Origin of the sequence: Saccharothrix sp. ALI-22-I, from assembly GCF_001984175.1 — a bacterium.
Taxonomy (GTDB): domain Bacteria; phylum Actinomycetota; class Actinomycetes; order Mycobacteriales; family Pseudonocardiaceae; genus Actinosynnema.
Genome location: NZ_MTQP01000068.1, coordinates 224,517 through 240,864, shown reverse-complemented (window position 1 = coordinate 240,864; position 16,348 = coordinate 224,517). Strand labels below are relative to the sequence as shown.

Annotated in this window: 21 protein-coding genes; 10 read left to right on the top strand and 11 right to left on the bottom strand. The window is 69.7% G+C overall.

Features of this window, described 5'->3' with window-relative positions:
- Positions 1-5 precede the first annotated feature (5 nt).
- The gene (locus tag ALI22I_RS37785) at positions 6-1,205 is read right to left on the bottom strand and encodes a methyltransferase domain-containing protein (RefSeq protein WP_077010396.1); all 1,200 of its coding nucleotides are present in this window, start codon (positions 1,203-1,205) and stop codon (positions 6-8) included.
- 229 nt (positions 1,206-1,434) lie between these two features.
- Complete coding sequence (locus ALI22I_RS37780) at positions 1,435-1,704, bottom strand: hypothetical protein (protein ID WP_143532644.1); 270 nt, start codon at positions 1,702-1,704, stop codon at positions 1,435-1,437.
- A 91-nt stretch (positions 1,705-1,795) separates the two neighbouring features.
- Between ALI22I_RS37780 and ALI22I_RS37775 the strand changes: the two genes are divergently transcribed.
- From ALI22I_RS37775 to ALI22I_RS37765, 3 genes are read left to right on the top strand one after another with little or no spacing between them, the layout of a single operon-like run.
- Positions 1,796-2,098 (top strand): YbaB/EbfC family nucleoid-associated protein, encoded by a 303-nt coding sequence (locus ALI22I_RS37775; RefSeq protein WP_077010394.1) that lies wholly within the window; start codon positions 1,796-1,798, stop codon positions 2,096-2,098.
- Between the two features lie 36 nt (positions 2,099-2,134).
- Positions 2,135-2,455, top strand: coding sequence for a DUF2563 family protein (locus ALI22I_RS37770; protein WP_077010393.1), 321 nt, complete (start codon positions 2,135-2,137; stop codon positions 2,453-2,455).
- Complete coding sequence (locus tag ALI22I_RS37765; protein WP_077010392.1) at positions 2,452-3,123, top strand: hypothetical protein; 672 nt, start codon at positions 2,452-2,454, stop codon at positions 3,121-3,123. Before ALI22I_RS37770 ends, ALI22I_RS37765 begins: the two co-directional genes overlap by 4 nt.
- A gap of 73 nt (positions 3,124-3,196) precedes the next feature.
- On the opposite strand, the gene ALI22I_RS37760 is transcribed toward ALI22I_RS37765, so the two are convergent.
- The gene (locus ALI22I_RS37760; protein ID WP_077010391.1) at positions 3,197-4,264 is read right to left on the bottom strand and encodes an alpha/beta hydrolase; all 1,068 of its coding nucleotides are present in this window, start codon (positions 4,262-4,264) and stop codon (positions 3,197-3,199) included.
- An 80-nt stretch (positions 4,265-4,344) separates the two neighbouring features.
- Here ALI22I_RS37760 and ALI22I_RS37755 point away from each other — a divergent pair, with 80 nt between their 5' ends.
- The 3 genes from ALI22I_RS37755 (at position 4,345) to ALI22I_RS37745 (ending at position 5,946) form a co-directional block, all read left to right on the top strand.
- Complete coding sequence (locus tag ALI22I_RS37755) at positions 4,345-4,905, top strand: NADPH-dependent FMN reductase (protein ID WP_077010390.1); 561 nt, start codon at positions 4,345-4,347, stop codon at positions 4,903-4,905.
- Between the two features lie 114 nt (positions 4,906-5,019).
- Positions 5,020-5,442: an organic hydroperoxide resistance protein gene (locus ALI22I_RS37750; RefSeq protein ID WP_077010389.1), complete on the top strand. Its 423-nt coding sequence runs from the start codon at positions 5,020-5,022 to the stop codon at positions 5,440-5,442.
- 15 nt (positions 5,443-5,457) lie between these two features.
- On the top strand, positions 5,458-5,946 hold the full coding sequence (locus ALI22I_RS37745; RefSeq protein WP_077010388.1) for a Dps family protein: 489 nt from the start codon (positions 5,458-5,460) through the stop codon (positions 5,944-5,946).
- Between the two features lie 142 nt (positions 5,947-6,088).
- On the opposite strand, the gene ALI22I_RS37740 is transcribed toward ALI22I_RS37745, so the two are convergent.
- Entirely contained in the window at positions 6,089-7,897 is a 1,809-nt protein-coding gene (locus ALI22I_RS37740; protein WP_077010387.1) for a prolyl oligopeptidase family serine peptidase, read from the bottom strand.
- Complete coding sequence (locus ALI22I_RS37735) at positions 7,894-8,688, bottom strand: class I SAM-dependent methyltransferase (protein WP_077010386.1); 795 nt, start codon at positions 8,686-8,688, stop codon at positions 7,894-7,896. Before ALI22I_RS37735 ends, ALI22I_RS37740 begins: the two co-directional genes overlap by 4 nt.
- 30 nt (positions 8,689-8,718) lie before the next feature.
- On the opposite strand from ALI22I_RS37735, the gene ALI22I_RS37730 reads away from it, so the two are divergent.
- Positions 8,719-9,225, top strand: a complete 507-nt coding sequence (locus ALI22I_RS37730) for a DUF3291 domain-containing protein (protein WP_077010385.1) — start codon at positions 8,719-8,721, stop codon at positions 9,223-9,225.
- On the opposite strand, the gene ALI22I_RS37725 is transcribed toward ALI22I_RS37730, so the two are convergent.
- Entirely contained in the window at positions 9,222-9,434 is a 213-nt protein-coding gene (locus tag ALI22I_RS37725; protein ID WP_077010384.1) for a hypothetical protein, read from the bottom strand. The two genes, ALI22I_RS37730 and ALI22I_RS37725, sit on opposite strands and share 4 nt — an antisense overlap.
- Positions 9,435-9,688: 254 nt before the next feature.
- Between ALI22I_RS37725 and ALI22I_RS37720 the strand changes: the two genes are divergently transcribed.
- Positions 9,689-9,889: a hypothetical protein gene (locus ALI22I_RS37720; protein WP_077010383.1), complete on the top strand. Its 201-nt coding sequence runs from the start codon at positions 9,689-9,691 to the stop codon at positions 9,887-9,889.
- A gap of 26 nt (positions 9,890-9,915) precedes the next feature.
- Here the strand turns inward: ALI22I_RS37720 and ALI22I_RS37715 are convergent, their stop codons facing one another.
- On the bottom strand, positions 9,916-10,518 hold the full coding sequence (locus tag ALI22I_RS37715; protein ID WP_077010382.1) for a TetR/AcrR family transcriptional regulator: 603 nt from the start codon (positions 10,516-10,518) through the stop codon (positions 9,916-9,918).
- Positions 10,519-10,621: 103 nt separating this feature from the next.
- Here ALI22I_RS37715 and ALI22I_RS37710 point away from each other — a divergent pair, with 103 nt between their 5' ends.
- Together ALI22I_RS37710 and ALI22I_RS37705 are read left to right on the top strand one after the other, a co-directional pair.
- Complete coding sequence (locus ALI22I_RS37710) at positions 10,622-11,614, top strand: hypothetical protein (protein ID WP_077010381.1); 993 nt, start codon at positions 10,622-10,624, stop codon at positions 11,612-11,614.
- A 639-nt stretch (positions 11,615-12,253) separates the two neighbouring features.
- A complete protein-coding gene (locus tag ALI22I_RS37705; protein ID WP_077010380.1) occupies positions 12,254-12,607 on the top strand; it encodes a helix-turn-helix domain-containing protein in 354 nt (117 codons plus the stop codon).
- A gap of 105 nt (positions 12,608-12,712) precedes the next feature.
- Here the strand turns inward: ALI22I_RS37705 and ALI22I_RS37700 are convergent, their stop codons facing one another.
- The 4 genes from ALI22I_RS37700 to ALI22I_RS37685 form a co-directional block, all read right to left on the bottom strand.
- Entirely contained in the window at positions 12,713-13,021 is a 309-nt protein-coding gene (locus ALI22I_RS37700) for a hypothetical protein (RefSeq protein WP_143532643.1), read from the bottom strand.
- Between the two features lie 323 nt (positions 13,022-13,344).
- Positions 13,345-14,349, bottom strand: coding sequence for a hypothetical protein (locus ALI22I_RS37695; protein ID WP_077010378.1), 1,005 nt, complete (start codon positions 14,347-14,349; stop codon positions 13,345-13,347).
- The gene (locus tag ALI22I_RS37690; protein ID WP_238598761.1) at positions 14,339-14,857 is read right to left on the bottom strand and encodes a SigE family RNA polymerase sigma factor; all 519 of its coding nucleotides are present in this window, start codon (positions 14,855-14,857) and stop codon (positions 14,339-14,341) included. Before ALI22I_RS37690 ends, ALI22I_RS37695 begins: the two co-directional genes overlap by 11 nt.
- Before the next feature lie 727 nt (positions 14,858-15,584).
- Complete coding sequence (locus ALI22I_RS37685) at positions 15,585-16,190, bottom strand: M50 family metallopeptidase (protein ID WP_077010376.1); 606 nt, start codon at positions 16,188-16,190, stop codon at positions 15,585-15,587.
- Positions 16,191-16,348: the final 158 nt, after the last annotated feature.

Below are 16,348 nucleotides of genomic sequence, written 5' to 3'. Positions count from 1 at the left end.
ACGGATCAACGACTTCGGCCAAGGGGTGCCAGTTCCACGATCTCCGGGTGCAGCCCGGACAGGCTCACGGGTCGGCGGCTCGTGACGGTCAGTCCGGCTCGTGCCGCGTCGGCGATGTGCTCGTCGGCGTCGGGCAGGAGCAGTAGGGCGCGTCCGTCCGGGCGGAGCACTCTGCGTAGCTCTTGCCAGAACCGTCCCGGGTCCTGGGCCAGGGTGCCGGTCGGGGGCACTTGGCGGGCCCACGGTGGGTTGGTCACCACCAGGTCGATCGTGTCGTTGGTCAGTGGGAGGTGGCCGGCGTCTGCGGTCGTCCAGGTGATTCGCAGGGTGCCGGGGTGGTTCGGGGCGCCTCGTTTTAACCGAGGATCGGGAACAGTGTTTCCGTACATATTCTGGTGATGATCACCCAATCGTGTTGCGTTAGCGCCGGTTCGGACAGCCTGTTCGATATTGGTCATGGCTGACGCTAGTGCGATCGGGTCCCGGTCGCCGGCCACGATGCGCAGGCTGTGGATAACTCGTGAGGCAGCCAGCGCCGCCTCGATCGGGATGGTGCCGGTGCCGCAGAACGGGTCCAGGATGGTCGCGGTGGGGGACGGGGCGGCGAGGCTCAGCATTGCCGCCGCTAGTGGCGGGTGCAGGCTGCCCGGTCGGGATCGCACCCGGTAGGAGCGGCGGTGTAGTGGGCGGTCGGCGATGCGCAGGGCTAGTAGGGCGCGGTCGTCGGTGATGGTCACTCGCCAGGACAGGCCTCCGGGCGGTGGGATTTGGTTGGCGCGTCTTGTCCGGTAAGGGATTGCCAGGGCGGCGGACAGTGGTGTGCCTATGGCGTCTTCCACGTCGTAGCGGGTGTAGTTGCGGCGGCCCAGGAATGACGCCGAGACGTCTACGCCCACGCTTGTCGGGCTGCCGCCGCAGCGTTCGCGCAGGCGCAGTAGGCGGGGTAGGGGGACGGATTCGGCGGCCTTGGCCAGTCGGCGGAGATCGGCCTTGGTGTGGCCGACTCCGGTGACCTCGGCGGCCACCAGGAACACGTCGTCGGCGGTGCGGAGGGTGAGGACGTCGGGGCTCGGGTCGGCGCATCGGAACCACACCTCGCGGTGTCCGATGTGGTCGACCCGGCCCAGTTCCCGGTGGCGGATTTCGGCTGCCACCACGTCCTCGATGCCCCGCACCGTCCTCGCCACCAGGCGCGCGGCCGTCACGTCGTGACGACGGCGCCGGGACGCGGTGGAACTCCGGCGCGCACGCGCGCCGGTACTCGAGAGATCACTTGATCTTCTCCCACGTCGCGACCCGGAGCGGTGTGATCACCGCCCCGCATCGCCGGCGAGGGGATTGTCCGCGCAACCCGCCGGCGGGCGCGTCAGACGAGGAAGAAGAACGTCTTCATGACCCGATCCTAGCCAGGCGGCAGGAGCACGCGCTCAGGCATTACGGGCCGGTCTCCCCGTCCTTCTGCCACGGATAACGCGGCACGACCAGCTCGAACGAGTCCACCAGCCAGGTCTCCCGCGTCTCCGACTCGGACTCGGCGGAACGCGACGGCGGGGCCACAGCGGGCTTCGCGGTACGGGTGGTGGCCCGGACCCAGCGGGACTTGCCCTCGGGAAGCGGCACGGCGGGCGGCGGCACGTCACCGACTCCGACCCGCACCCAATACCCCGCGTACCCCACGTACCCCACGTACCCCACGTACCCCACGATCTTCAGATTACCGTAGCCACAAGGGAACCCCAGGCGGACGATCTTCGTCCGAACGGGGACACCGTGCCGCCGATCGGGGGACGCGCGTATGACGGATCAGCCTTCACTGGGCGAGCTCGCGGCCCGCGCCGAACGACTCGACCAGGCGCGCCTCGCGCTCAAACGCGACCTCGCCGAACGGGTCGTGCTCGGCCGCGACGACAGCGGCCTGGTCGAGATCGGCGTGGACCACACGGGCAAGGTCGTGGAAGTCGCGGTGAACGCGGCACTGGTGGGCCGGGTAGACCCGAAAGTGCTGGCCAACGCGATCCTCCGGGCCGCGGACGAGGCGCAGCGCAAGGCCCGCGAGCTGGTGGCGGAACGGCGTTCGTACTACCTCGGCACCCAGTAGCCGCAGTAACGCAGCAGCAGTCGCAAGGGGGAGGACATGGCAGGTTTCAAGGTCGACACCGGCCGGATGCGCGAGTCCGCCAAGGGCTTCGAGCGCGCCGGCGATCACGCGGGCACGGCGGCGGGTTCGCTCGCCGCGACCACCGTCCCGAGCGGCGCGTTCGGCATCTCCGGCCCGGGACAGGGACTGGCGGCGGACCTGGACGCGATCGTCGGACGTCGTCGTGACCGGGTCGCCGAGCACCGCGACCGGCTGATCGACATCGCCGACCGGGTCCGTCGGGACGCCGACGAGTACGACCGCTCGGACTCGGACGGCACGGAAGACGTCAATCGAGCCGGTGAGGGCCTGCGATGACACACCCCGCACTCCAAGCCGCGGCGGACGGCTGCGCCCGGCTCGCGCAGGCCGCGAGCACGGTCGGCTCGCCCGACCCGATCGCGGCGATCAAGCAGATCGACTACGACCCGCAGGCGGTCGACGGCTACGTCCAGCAGCTCCGCGCCGCCGCCACCGACCTCGACAAGGCGATCGAGGAGCACGAGAAGGCGCTGGCCGAGCACGAGGCGAGCGGCGACGGCTCCGCGTCGGACTCCGCGAACGCGGCCCTGACCGAGGAACTGGCCGCGCTGCGCGACGAGCGCAAGCAGCTGGAGACGCTGGTCACCGAGGTCGAGCAGGTCGCCAAGCGGATGGACGAGCTGGCGCGTGCCGCGTCCGACCAGATCCTGAAGATCGCCGCGCAGGCCGACCCCGCCGTCTCCATGGTGCTGGACGGTTCCTGGCTGGACGACGTGACCGGCGAGGGCGCCCAGGCCGAGGAGACCGTGCACCGCGCGGTGGCCGACATCATCAAGGTCTGCCAGGCGACCCAGGACCAGGTCTCCGAGCTCCGGTCGGAGCTCAACGCCGCCTTGGACGCCGCCGAGAGCGGCGGCGGTGGCACCTCCGGGGAGGCCGGCACGTCCGACGGCGGCACGTCACAACAAGGCCCGTCCGACGGTGGTGCCGCGCAAGGCGGCTGAGCCGAGACCGGCACGTCCGACTGAACACGGCGCCTCCGGGCCGGCCGCCACGACGGCGGCCGGCCCGGAGGCGTCAAGCCGTCTCGGGGATGTCCTGCCGCGTGTTGGCCAGTGCCAACCCGGTGCGCAGCGACCCGACCGCCTCCGCCACCGCCTCCCGGAACACGCCACCCACACCGAGGACGTTCGCGTACCCGTGGAACAGCCCGGAGTACCGCCGCAGCACCACCGGCACGCCCTGCCGCGCCAGCTTCTCCGCGAACGCCTCGCCCTCGTCCCGCAACGGGTCGAACCCCGCCGTAGCCAGGTACGTCGGCGGCAGCCCGCTCAAGTCCTCCGCCAGCAGCACGGACAGCCTGGGGTCGGTGTGCGCCTCGCGGGACGGCGCGTAGTGGTCCAGGAACCAGTCCATCTTCTCGTCGGTGAGGAAGAACCCGTTGCCGAACAGCTCCCGCGACCGCCGCCGCACCGACGCGTCCACCGCCGGGTAGAACAGCAGCAGGAACACCGGCTTCACCTCGCCCGCGTGCAACGCCGTCACGGCCGCCAGGTTCCCGCCCGCGCTGTCACCGCCCAACGCGATCCGACGCGGGTCGATGTTCAGCTCGTCGGCGTGCGCGACGGCGTACTCGAACGCGGTCTGCGCGTCCTCCGCCGCGGCCGGGAACGGGTGCTCGGGCGCGAGCCGGTAGTCCGCCGACAGCACCCGCACCCCACCCTCGACGGCCAGGAACCGGCACAGGTTGTCGTGGCTGTCCAGGTCACCGCTGACCCACCCGCCACCGTGGTAGAAGACCAGCAGCGGCGACCCGGGAGCCAGCCCGATCGGCTCGTAGAACCGCGCGCCGACGCCGTCCAGCGACAGCGGACGCACCGCCACGCCGCCGATCACCGGACCGCAGACCAGCGCGTTGCTGCGGGTCAGCGCGTCGCGGTTGGCCGCGGGCGTGGTCGTGCGCCAGTCTTCGCCGGTGAGCTGCCCCAGCCTCAGCAGCAGCTGGGCTTCGGGGTGCAGCCGCTGGCCGTCCAACGTGATCGGCGGGCCGGCGATCAGCCTGCGCAGCGGCGCGGGCAGACCGAACACGAAGCGCAGGGCGCCGGCGAGGACACCGGGAGGGATCGAGTCGGCGAGCTTCGACATGAGACGCACGTTACTCGTCGGTAAGGACCGAAGCGAGCGACTGGACCTCCAGCTAGGTCGAAGTGGCAGGATCGGAAACCATGACGGTCACCGTGGTGGGCATCGGCGGGTCCCTCCGCCCCAACTCGCAGTCCGAGCGCGCGATGCGGATCGCGCTGGAGGGCGCGGTGGACGCCGGCGCGAAGGTCATCGAGGTCTCCGGACCCGAGCTGGTGCTGCCGTTCTACGACCCGTCCATCCCCGACCGCACCGACAACGCCCACCGGCTCGTCGAGGCGCTGCGCGTCGCCGACGGCGTGGTCCTGGTCTCACCCGGCTACCACGGCACGGTGTCCGGCCTGGTCAAGAACGCCCTGGACTACATCGAGGACCTGCGCGGCGACGAGCGCCCCTACCTGGACGGCCGGGCCGTCGGCTGCGTCGCGGCGGCCCAGGGCTGGCAGGCGTCGGTGACCACGCTGACCGCGTTGCGCTCGATCGTGCACGCGCTGCGCGGCTGGCCCACCCCGTTGGGCGCCGCGGTGAACTCGCAGGAGGTCGTTTTCGACCTCGAAGGCGGGTGCTCGGTGCCGGCCGTGGCCGACCAACTCCGCACGATCGGACGACAGGTGACGGAGTTCGCCGTGTCGAGGACCACCTGACCGGGTACCTGTGAGAAGGGCGTGAGCTGCCACACGACCGGGTGTGTTTCGGCTTCGGCCGGGTGTTGGGTTGATCGAGAGGCCCAACCACCAGCTCAAGGGAGAGCGTTCACCATGCAGGTGCTCTACACCGCGGAAGCCATCGCACTCGGAGACGGTCGCAACGGCGAGGTCCGTTCCTCCGACGGAGTGATCGACGAGCAGCTCTCCGTGCCCAAGGAGTTGGGCGGCGAGGGCGGCGACAAGACCAACCCGGAGCAGCTGTTCGCGGCCGGGTACGCAGCGTGCTTCCACAGCGCGCTGAAGGTCGCCGCACGGCAGGCCAAGGCCAAGATCGGTGAGACGACGGTGACCGCGAAGGTCGGTCTCGGCCCCAACGGCACCGGCGGCTTCCAGCTGACCGTGGCGCTCGCGACGCACATCCCGGGCGTCGAGCAGGCCGTGGCCGAGAAGCTGGTGGAAGCCGCCCACCAGATCTGCCCGTACTCCAACGCCACGCGAGGCAACATCGAGGTGGACCTCACGACCACCGTGTAAGGAGGGCGTCAGACCATGAGCAAGTCCGCGATCAAGTCCCCGATCACCAGCCCGCTGTCCGAGTCCGCGAAGGCCTTGGTCGGCGCGGTGCTCCAGGCCACCCTGGTCGACCTGATCGACCTGTCCCTGGTGGCCAAGCAGGCCCACTGGAACGTGGTCGGCAAGAACTTCCGCAGCGTGCACCTCCAGCTCGACGAGCTGGTGACGACCGCCCGCACGTACACCGACGAGGTCGCCGAACGCGCCGCCGCACTGGGCATCTCGCCCGACGGCAAGGCGCGGACCGTGGCCGACGGCTCGGGTGTGCCGGAGTTCCCCGGCGGCTGGTTGAAGGAGGACGAGGTCGTCGCGGCGGTCGTGACCGCCTTGGGCGAGCTGATCGGGCGGCTGCGCGGCCGGATCGACGAGACGGACAAATCCGACCTGGTCACCCAGGACCTGCTGATCGAGATCACCAAGAACTTCGAGCAGGCTCACTGGATGTGGCAGGCGCAGCAGGCGTGAGCGATCCCCTGGGCGTCCGAGCACTCGGACGCCCGGGGCGCGGTTCCCTCAGAGCAGTTCGACGGCGTTCTCCTCGATCTCGCGCGCCTGGTCCGCCACCCCTGCTTCCCGGTCGAACGCAGCTGGTCGGCCAGTCGGCACCTTAAAGCACGCGTTGCACGAACGCGACCTCGGCGGCGGTCTGCCGCATGGTCTCCGCGACCACCAGCGAGCCGTGCCCGGCGTCGTACCGGTACATCTCGTACGTCGCGCCCCGCGCGGCCAGCCGGTCCAGGTAGTTGTCGATCTGCCGGATCGGGCACCGCGGGTCGTTCTCGCCCGCCAGCACCAGCACGGGCGCGCGCACCGCGTCCACGTACGTCAACGGCGAGCACTCGCGGTACCGGTCGGGCAGCTCCTCCGGCGACCCGCCGAACAACGCCCGGTCGAACGCCCGCAGCGGCTCCATCTCGTCCTCGTAAGCGGCCAGGTAGTCGGCCACCGGCACACCCGCGACACCGGCCGCCCACCGCTCCGGTTGCGTGCCCAGCGCCAGCAGCGACAGGTACCCACCCCACGAAGCGCCGTTGACCACGCACTTCGCCGGATCGGCGAACCCCGACTGAACGGCCCAGTCGTGCACCGCGGCCACGTCCTCCAGCTCGGTCAGCCCCGGCCGTCCCTCGATCGCGTCACGCCACTTCGAGCCGTACCCGGTGGACCCGCGGTAGTTCACGTGCACCACCGCGAACCCCGCGTCCAGCCACACCGCGCGGTAGGCGGAGAACCGGTCCTCGTCCGACGAGTGCGGCCCGCCGTGCAGGTGGAACACCGTCGGCAGCGGACCGTCGGGCGCGCCTTCCGGACGTGCCACGAGTGCGTGCACGTCACCCACGAACACATCGGTCAGGTCGACGGACGCGGGCGCCTTGTGGCCCGGCGGCTCCAGCAGCACGCGCTCGTCACCGTCCACGTCGAGCACCCGCACCACGCCCGGCCGCGCGGCCGAGGACCACGAGTACTCCACCGCGCCGTCCGGCCGCACGTTCGCGTTTCCGACCGTCCCGTGCGGAGTGTCCAGCGCGGACAGCGTGCCGGTGGCGAGGTCGTAGCGGTGCAGCGTGTTCCGGGCCTGGAACGTGTGCACGACCAGCAGCGACCGCGCGTCCGGGTACCAGTCGGCGCTGATCTCGCCGGGCAGGTCGATCACGATCTCGGTCTCGGTGTCCGCCGTGACGTCCCAGATCAGCAGCTCGTCCTTGCCGCGCCGCTCGTGCCCGACCAGCAGCCGGTTGTCACCGCGCACCGGGCTGAACGCGATCGCGTCCAGGCCCTTGCCCGCGCCGTCCCACTTCTCGGCGACCTTCTCGCCGGACGGCGTCACCACGCGCAGCGCGGCGTGCCGGTTGTCGCCGTGCTCCGAGTGCGACAGCACGACCAGCGTCTCGTCCTTGGACAGCGCGGACACGCCGCCGTCGTTCTCGTGCTGGTAGATCACCTCGGCCGGACCGCCGCCGCGCGCGACGTACACCGTGGTGCCGTCGTCGGTGGACGTGCCGACCGCGACGACCTCGTGTCCGATCTCCAACCCTGCGGGATACCCGGCCTGCACGCCGTCCACGGCGGGCTTCGGGTCACTGCCCTGCGTGAACGGCTCGCTGACCCACGTGCCGAACTCGTCGCCGTCGGTGTCGGCGAACCACCAGATGGTCTCGCCGTCCGGGCTCAGCGCGGCGTGCGACGTGCCGTTCGGGCGGTCGGTGACCTTGCGGCGGGCGTCCGTGGCCCGGTCCCAGGCGTAGATCTCCCACACGCCGCTGGAGTTCGACAGGTACAGGCTGCGGTCCGGCGCGTCGTCCGCCCAACCGGGCAGGCTCACGCGCGGCGCCGTGAAGCGCGCCCGCCAACGGGCTTCGGTCTCGGCGTCGGCGAACAGCGGTTCGGGCACTTCGGCGGTCGGGTGCGTCGTCACCCACCCGATCCTGCCGGCTTCTGCCCGGTGAGCAGCCAGTAGTCCAGCAGACCCCGCTCGAACGCGTGCAACCAGTTGCGGTCCCACCGGTCCGGGCGCGGTCCCAGTTCGAGCCACCGGTCCAGGCCCCGCCAGACGTGTTCGCCGATGCTGTGCGCGGTCACCTGCTCGAACCCGGCTTCGTGGAGGTCGTCCAGCACGCGGTCGACCGGGTGGGCGAGGTCGAGGCCCGACGCGAACGTCTTCAGCAACTCGGCGAGCGTCGGCCCGGCCTGGTCGTGCCGGGCGAAGAAGGTGGTCAGCGCGAACCGGCCGCCGGGTGCCAGCACGCGTGCGCTCTCTCGCGCGAACCCGGGGACGTTGTGGAAGTGCTGGGCGGCCTCCACGGACAGCAGGGCGTCGAAGGACGCATCGGGGAACGGGAGGTCGTCGGACGAACCCTGGAGGAACACCACGCGCGGGTCGTCGTTGGCCTCCGTCGCCCGTGCCACCTGCTCCGGCATCAGGTCCACGCCGCGGACCAGGTCGGGACCGCGGCGGAGGATGCGGCGCGCGCCCAGCCCGCGTCCGGAGCCGACTTCGAGCACGCGGTCGCCCGTGCTGACCTCCAAGGCGTCCAGGACGACGTCGTAGAGGGCCTCCTGGGAGGCGATCCGCTGCTCGACGGTCAGACCGCCGTCCAGCGGGATGTCCGCCCAGTACCCGAAGTTGATGAAGCCGCCGGCGAACACCGGCAACGCCGCCAGGTCGCCCGTGCCGTAGATCCGCCGCAGTTCCGCCTGGTCTCCCATAGCCCGATCATGCCGGTTAACGTGCTAGGCATGACTGGGGAGAGATTCGACTTGGCGCAGGTGAACATCGGCCGGATGCTGGAGCCGTTGGACAGTCCGCGGATGGCGGGTTTCGTGGCGGCGTTGGAGCCGGTGAACGCGGTCGCCGACCAGGCGCCAGGCTTCCGGTGGCGGTTGCAGACCGAGGACGGCGACGCGACCGCGATGCGGATCTTCGACGACGAGTGGCTGCTGGTGAACATGTCGACGTGGGCGTCGCACCAGGCGCTGGTCGACTACGTGTACGGGCCCGCGCACGTGGCCGTGCTGCGGGAGCGCCGGCAGTACTTCGAACGGCCGGCCGAGGCGATGGCGGTGTTGTGGTGGGTGCCGGCGGGGCATCGGCCGACCGTGGCGGAGGCTCAGGAGCGGCTGGTGCACCTGCGGGAGCAGGGTCCGACGGCGTTCGCGTTCACGTTGCGTGAGACGTTCCCGGCGCCGGATGCGACGGAGGGTGACCTGGTCGTGCGCGATCTGACGGGCTGCGGGGTGGACTAGCGGTCGAGTTCCTCGGCCAGGATGCGGTCCAGCTTGTGGGTGGCCCCGGCCAGGGCGCGGCAGGTCAGGGCGACGAGCGCGGCGGCCGTTCCGACGATGACGGCCGCCGCGGGCGAGGTCAGGAGCGCGAGGAGACCGGCTAAGCCGACCGTGACCTGGGTCCAGGCGACGACGGGGACCCAGGTCTTGGCGGTGGTCGGGATGATCATGTGGGCTTCTCCCTGCTGGCGGCGGAGGGCGCTGGAGTGGATGCGTTGACTCGTCGTCGTCCGAAGCCTCAGGTTTGTTACGTACCGTGACTTGAGTCGGCAACTTTCACCTGGTTGGATTAACGGAACGTGATGATGTTCCGGCGCTCGGCGCAGTCCCGGAATTAAGCCACAGCGGGGAGTGACTCGTAACGTCCTCGTTGGTCCGAACGAATCACGAGTTACACGGTGGTGGCACAGGGGAGGTCTGACCGATGATCGAGAACACGGTTCGGCAGGGCGGTCGCGTCGGGTGTTCGGATGCCCTGGGTCGTCGGCGGACGCTGGAGGTGTCGCTCACCGAAGAGGGGAACGTCTGCATCCACACCCCGCCCGGCGAGTCCGCGAAGCTCGACTGGAACGAGGTCGGCGAACTCCTCCGACGGCTGGCCGAGCTGCGACCGCACGTGAAGTGACGTCCGATCGCCGGCGGCCGGGAGTGTCAGCGCGACCCTCCTGGCCGCTCGCGTCCCTTCAGGAGCGGCAGGAACACCTCGTCCACGATCTCCACGATCGTGGTGTCCGGCACGGTGGCCAGACCCCGTGTCATGTACTCGTTGCGCAGCAACGCCATCGCCACGGTGGCGACCCTGGGGTGCAGCGCTTCCGGCGACGTCTCGCCGCGCGCGACCGCACGACCCAGCAGCGTCAGCCACGCCCCGGCCCCGCCGTCGGTGAACTGGCTCTGCAACTGCGCCATCAACTCGGGCTCGTCGTTGACCGCCGCCAGCAGTCCGCGCAGGACGTCGCCGCGCGGTGAGGACTGGTCGCTGTTGATCCGGCGCAGCATCGTGAGCACGTCGGTGCGCAGGGCGCCGGTGTCCGGCGGGCGGAGTTCGACCTCGGCCAGTTGCCGGTAGGCGGCGACGCCGAGCGAGGCCCGGTTCGGCCAACGCCGGTAGATCGCGTTCTTGTTCGTGCCCGCCCGTCTGGCGACGCGGTCCATGGTGAGCCCGGCGTACCCGGACTCGGTCAGCTCGTCGGCCGCCGCACGCAGGATCGCCTGCTCCAGTGCCGCGCCACGCCGCCTGGTCGCACCTTCCACACACTCTCCTCTTCCTCGGTACCGACCGTACCTTAAGGCGCCTGGTAGCAGTGTTCAGCGGATTGTGCTTAAGGTACGTTCAGTACCTTACTGGGAGGCGGACATGCGAGCCAAAGGCATCACCTACGACACCGGGTTCCTCAACCAGGGCGTGAGCACGCGCCCGTCACTCGACCCCGTGACCGTGCGGGAGGACATGCGCGTCATCCGCGAGGAGCTGCACTGCACCGCGCTGCGCGTCACCGGCGGCGACCCCGACCGGCTGGAACTGGCCGCCACGATCGCGGCCGAGGCGGGCTTGGAGGTGTGGTTCGGCCCGTTCACCTGCGACCTGACGTGGGACGAGCTGCTGGACGTGCTGGCCGACTGCGCCACCCGCGCCGAACGGCTGCGCGCGACGGGAGCGGAGGTCGTGTTCGTCACCGGGGCCGAGCTCAGCATGTTCACGAAGGGCTTCCTGCCCGGCGACGACCTCGACGAACGACTCGCCCTGCTGTCCGACCGCGACCGGCTGATCGCGGCGTTGCCCACCGTGCCCGCGCGGATGAACGACTTCCTCGGCAAGGCCGTCGCCGTGGTGCGCGAGCGGTTCGGCGGCAAGGTCACCTACGCCTCCATCCAGTTCGAGGGCGTCGACTGGACGCCGTTCGACTTCCGGTCGATCGACCTCTACCGGACGGCCGAGATCGCCGACCGGTTCGAGCCGGCCGTGCGTGCGTTGGTGGCCTCCGGCAAACCGGTCGCGATCACCGAGTTCGGCAGCGCGACGTTCCGGGGCGCGGCGGCGCGTGGGGCGCGAGGCGCCGAGATCGTCGTCTACGAGGGCCTGGAGCCGATCGGGCTGGACGGCGACTACACGCGTGACGAGGCCGAGCAGGCCGCCGTCATCGGCGAACTGCTGGACATCTTCGAGGCCGCGGGCGTGGACAGCGCCTTCGTGAACACCTTCTCCAGCCACCACCTGCCGCACCGCCTGGACGACCCGCGCCGCGACCTCGACCTGGGCGGCTACGGCGTGGTGAAGGTGCTGGACGACGGCACGTGGCAGCGGAAAGCCGCGTTCGCCGGCGTGGCCGGGCACTACGGCGCCAGGTAGTCGGACTCACTCGACCGAGTAAACCTGTGATCGCTGGGGTAGACATTCGCACGTGGTTGTGTGTAGTGTTCTCCTCGTACGAGAGAGAACGTCCGATCGGCACGGGAGATGACGAACTACCCGTGCAGCAAGGGCAGTCGGCACGCGAAGTACCGGGAGCGCAACCGAAATACGCACGACAGCAATACCGCAGTACGCAGTACAGCAATGCGCGAGACCCGGAGCCGACAGCCACAGGGCAGTCGCAGGACGGTCAGGCGAGCTGGGGCCGATCAGTGGAAGGGGTTCCAGCCGGTGGCCGAGGACGGTCGGCGAGGTGAGCCGGAGTGGGCAAGAGGTCCGGTGCCGATCGTCGAGTGGTGACAGGAAAGTGATAGGAAAGTCGACAACCAGAGGAGAAGGGACGGGTTACACACCATCGGATCGCCTGCCTCGGGCTGAATCAGGCCGGGCGGGTACCGCAGTCCAAGAAGATTGGAAGGTGGTCTCCGGTTACGCGAATGCGATCCACGCAGTCTCCGCTGCTCGTGCGGATGACGCGGACACAGTGAGCCGGCCTCACGGCCGGTTGGTGGGAACCCATAACCCCGGGGCCCCGGTGCCGAACGGCACCGGGGCCCCTCGTGGCGCGGAGGTGCGATGACCCCAGCGACAAACGAGCCGCGACCGGCGGCTGAGAAGTTCGACGACGACCACTACCCCGCCTACACGATGGGCAGAGCGGCGGAGATGCTCGGCACCACGCCGGGATTCCTGCGCAGCCTGGACGAGGCGAAGCTGATCGAGCCGGAACGCTCGTCAGGCGGCCACCGCCGCTACTCCCGGTACCAACTGCGGTTGGCGTCCCGGGTCAGGGAACTGGTCGACCAGGGCATGGGCTTGGACGCCGCGTGCCGCATCGTCACCCTCGAGGACCAACTCGAAGAAGCCCGCAACATCAACAAGCAGACTCCGCCACCCGACCAGCCGTACCCGCCACTGCGGGGCGTCTGACCGTCGAGGACCGGGACGTCGACCCGCGGGATGGAAATGCAGGCGCAGGGCCTGCCCGAAACTTCTCGAACAGGCCCTGATCTGCGTCGAACGTATGTCAGTCGCTCACGCCTTCCGGCAGCCCGTGATCCGAACCTGATCCGTCTCGGCCAGGTGGCAGACCACGTGGTCACCCTTCTGCACCTCGGCCGCGAACTCCGCCTTGTCGACCTGCGAGCGGTGCCGGTTGTCCGCCTTCAGGTCGTCCGGCCTGCCGTCAGCCACGTTGAGGTCGTACGTGGTTTCTCCCACCTCGACAACCAAGAACGTCGGGTCGGCCTCGACCATGCCGCACGCGGTCAGGGCAAGGCAGGTGAGCAGTACCGTGGCGGTGATCTTGTAGACAGCACTCTGTGAGGGTGGCGTGCTTCTCAAAGTCTGTGCGAGGTTCGGACTTCAGCACACGGTTTAGGAAACGGGCGGCTGTCACCTGTTCTGACGTGCGCAAACAGGTTCCTGATGTACCGGCGTTGGCCGAAACTCGGCCAACTACCCGTGTTGCCGGTATGTCAACGTTGGTTGATGTACCCGTGCCGGGCCGTCGCGCGCGACGTGCACGCTTACCGACGCTGCCGCCCCCGCCCACGCCGAGTTGCTCGCCGCCGAGGCAGGCGCAACCTGGAAACGCTACGCAGCAGGCGATCACGCACGCCGCGGTTAGGCGACCCCGCCGCTACAGGCAAGTAGGTCACTGAGGGTCAGCCCACCATAGCCAGGCCCAGTTCGGCGAGTTGCGCTTCCGTCAGCGGCAGCGTCGGCCGGCCGGCGCCGACCCGGTGCGGGTGCGCGGGATCCTCCCGGTTGGTGGCGAAGTCCGGACTGCCGAAGTTCCGCACCGACAGCGAGTGCAGCTGTCCGTCGGGCAGGTAGATCCGCAGGGTCTGGGTCAGCGACGCGAACGGGTCGCTCGGCACCACGTCGTAGATCTGCAACACGGTCCCGTCCGCCAGCACGTGTCGTTTCGGTGGCTGACAGTTGCCCATGTCGTAGGCCTGGTCGTCCGCCGCGGTTAGTGGATCACCGGTGAACCGGCCGAAGGTGAGCATCACGCTGCCGATGCCCTCGGCGTCGGACACGTCGGCGGTGTAGATGAACGCGTCGCGAGTGTTCGGCCTGGTGGACGGCACCTTCTTCTCGCCCAGGAGGCCGCCGACCACCCTCACGCCATCGGGCGCCGCCACCGGAACGCTGCTCGGCCCCTGGACCGACACCGTACTGGGCCAGACCCACGGCCCCTTCACCGCGGCCAGGGCCTGCAAGACCCGTTCTTGCAGCGCCGACAGGTCGGCGCGGACGCTGTCCAGGTCGCGGCCGGTGATGTCGGGGATCTCGCACCTGGGCACTGGCTCGGTCGGCCAGCCGGCCGGTGGTCGTGCGGTCGGCGCCGGAGTCCATGTGGTGTGTGGGGAGTGCGTCGGCAGGTCGGCCCGCGGCCACGGCGCTCCGGTCGGGGACGTCCCGGTCGGGGACGTCCCGGTCGCGGCGACGTCCTGACCGCCGGAAAGCAGGGCTCCCGCGCTGACGACCCCCGTGGCCACCCCGGCGACTGCGGCCACCGCCGCCAGCGCAGCGCCGAACTGCTGGCGCCGACGCCGACGCCGGCCACGAGCGACCGCGTCGACCAGCCCGCCGCGGGGCCTTGGCGGGGTCCGTTGCGCCAGTTCGGCCCGCAACGCGGCCCCGAGGTCATCCTCATCCCACATCTTGCACACTCCGCTCCGGTGCGTCGGCGTCGCGGTACGCCGCCCGCAACGCCTGCATCCCTCGTGACAGTTGACTTTTGACAGTGCCCGCCGAGCACCGCAGCACCTGCGCGACCTGCTCGACGGGCAGGTCGTGGACGATGCGCAGCACGAGCGTGGCCCGCTGCCTCGGTGGCACGTCCTGTAGCGCCGCCAGCAGCGACTGCCGCTCGTCGACGCGCGCCAGGTCCCTCGAGTGCTCCGGCCGCTCGGGTGTCTCGGCGACCAGGAGTTCCTTCGCGCGGCCCCGCCGCCTGGTGTCGAGGAAGAGCCGGACGAGGGTGGTGCGCAGATAGCCGTCCGCGTTGCCGCCGGCCACGCGTGGCCACTTCGCGTACAGCCGGACGAAGCTTCCCTGGGCCAGCTCCTCCGCCTCGACCCAGTCGCCGCACAGCGCGTACGCGGTGCGCCGCGCCCCGTCAAACCGCGCCGAGTAGAACTCGGCGAAGTCTTCATCTGAACCGGCCACCGGCATCCTTCCGCAGATCTTGGACGGGATAAGAACGCAGTCGGCCCCTGGCAGGTTGCACGCGCGAGCGACATCCCCGGTCAGTAGCGGCAGACGTACGCGTCGACGCAAGCACGCGCGCGTTGGACAGCCGGATCCACTTTCGCCGACCACCGGCAGCAACCTCCGCCGGAACTAACGACTGTGGAATTCGCGACTGTGGAATTCGCGACTGTGCCAGTACGTTGTCGGCCGCCAGCGACCAACCAAAGAGCAATCGGGCCTGGACGTAGCTGGCTCCCAGGTCTAGGCAGGGTGGCCGCCACGAAACCACGAAACCACGAAAGTCGACCCAGTGACGAGGTTGTGGACGCCGGTGGACCGTTGACCGGGGGAACAACCGTCCACGTTGGACTTACAGCAACCGCTCAAGATCGCGCCACGATTAGCCACGAAATGCCACGTAAGTCCGTGACCTGCGCGTACTCGGTAGTGCGACGCTGCCACGACAGCCGCTGTCCGACCGCCACGGTCGGTCCGTGTGCCCCACACTTCCTTGCTCGGCTGACCGATCATGAGGGATGTCCGCTTGGCTGGTGCCTACTACCTGCGAAAACGCCGCGCAGACTGGCTCGGAGCTGCCAACGTGGACGAAGAGGGCACGGGTTGACGAGGGACGGGCTTTTCGTGGTTTCGTGGTTTTCGTGACTTCGCTTGGGACGCTGGGGGCCTGCGTCCGGCCCGGGGATCAGGGCCAGAGCAGCGGGACCGCACTCCACAGTGCCCACCCGACAAGCGCCGTCCATCCCGCGATCCACACCACGGCGGGGATGCCGGTGATGTCCGCCAAGCTGTCGGCGTCGTCGGTTTCCCCGCTGCCTTGAATACGCCCGACTACCAGCGCGGACACTCCGGTGATCTCGCTGAACAGCAGCAGCCACGTCTCGGTGTAGGCGATCCAGTGTTGTACCCACTCGGATCCCCAGTACAACGCCAACGACGCCGCGAGGCCTACCGTCACGACGCTGACCAGCGTGATCAGGTCCCTGGTCACGACGAGGATCAGGATCATGGCCGCGATCGTGAGCGCCAGCAGCATCGGGGCGTGCCCCCTGGCGAGGAGTGAGGCAGCCCCGAGCCCGGCCAGCGGAGGCATCGCATGACCGGCAGCCGCGGTGACGAAGGACGAGAAGCGTGAGTAGTGCCAGGTGTGGGCTATGCCGGAGTGCGGGCTGTGCACCTGGATGAGGTGCACGACGCCGCCGGTCACGACGCCGCCGGCGGCATGTCCGAACTCGTGCGTGATGGTCCATGTACTACTACTGCTCTTCCCCTTCTCAGGATCAGAAAACAAACCCGCAAACCCGCAAGAGACGGACGGGGTGGGCTCTGACCTGCGCTGATGGGCTGCGGGTTTGTCCGCGGGTTTGCCCCGGCCTCAAACCCGCGCCATGTAACCGCAGGTCACAGCACGACCTCTGTCCAATCGGCGGGTTTGCGGGTTTGGCACCC

Excerpts from the sequence above, each read along its gene's own strand:
- ALI22I_RS37745 (WP_077010388.1), top strand. The coding sequence starts at position 5,458 with ATGAGCAAGTCCGCGATCAAGTCCCCGATCACCAGCCCGCTGTCCGAG.
- ALI22I_RS37770 (WP_077010393.1), top strand. The coding sequence starts at position 2,135 with ATGGCAGGTTTCAAGGTCGACACCGGCCGGATGCGCGAGTCCGCCAAG.
- ALI22I_RS37775 (WP_077010394.1), top strand. The coding sequence starts at position 1,796 with ATGACGGATCAGCCTTCACTGGGCGAGCTCGCGGCCCGCGCCGAACGA.
- ALI22I_RS37730 (WP_077010385.1), top strand. The coding sequence starts at position 8,719 with ATGACTGGGGAGAGATTCGACTTGGCGCAGGTGAACATCGGCCGGATG.
- ALI22I_RS37705 (WP_077010380.1), top strand. The coding sequence starts at position 12,254 with ATGACCCCAGCGACAAACGAGCCGCGACCGGCGGCTGAGAAGTTCGAC.
- ALI22I_RS37765 (WP_077010392.1), top strand. The coding sequence starts at position 2,452 with ATGACACACCCCGCACTCCAAGCCGCGGCGGACGGCTGCGCCCGGCTC.
- ALI22I_RS37720 (WP_077010383.1), top strand. The coding sequence starts at position 9,689 with ATGATCGAGAACACGGTTCGGCAGGGCGGTCGCGTCGGGTGTTCGGAT.
- ALI22I_RS37750 (WP_077010389.1), top strand. The coding sequence starts at position 5,020 with ATGCAGGTGCTCTACACCGCGGAAGCCATCGCACTCGGAGACGGTCGC.
- ALI22I_RS37760 (WP_077010391.1), bottom strand. The coding sequence starts at position 4,264 with ATGTCGAAGCTCGCCGACTCGATCCCTCCCGGTGTCCTCGCCGGCGCC.
- ALI22I_RS37710 (WP_077010381.1), top strand. The coding sequence starts at position 10,622 with ATGCGAGCCAAAGGCATCACCTACGACACCGGGTTCCTCAACCAGGGC.
- ALI22I_RS37755 (WP_077010390.1), top strand. The coding sequence starts at position 4,345 with ATGACGGTCACCGTGGTGGGCATCGGCGGGTCCCTCCGCCCCAACTCG.
- ALI22I_RS37725 (WP_077010384.1), bottom strand. The coding sequence starts at position 9,434 with ATGATCATCCCGACCACCGCCAAGACCTGGGTCCCCGTCGTCGCCTGG.
- ALI22I_RS37695 (WP_077010378.1), bottom strand. The coding sequence starts at position 14,349 with ATGTGGGATGAGGATGACCTCGGGGCCGCGTTGCGGGCCGAACTGGCG.
- ALI22I_RS37735 (WP_077010386.1), bottom strand. The coding sequence starts at position 8,688 with ATGGGAGACCAGGCGGAACTGCGGCGGATCTACGGCACGGGCGACCTG.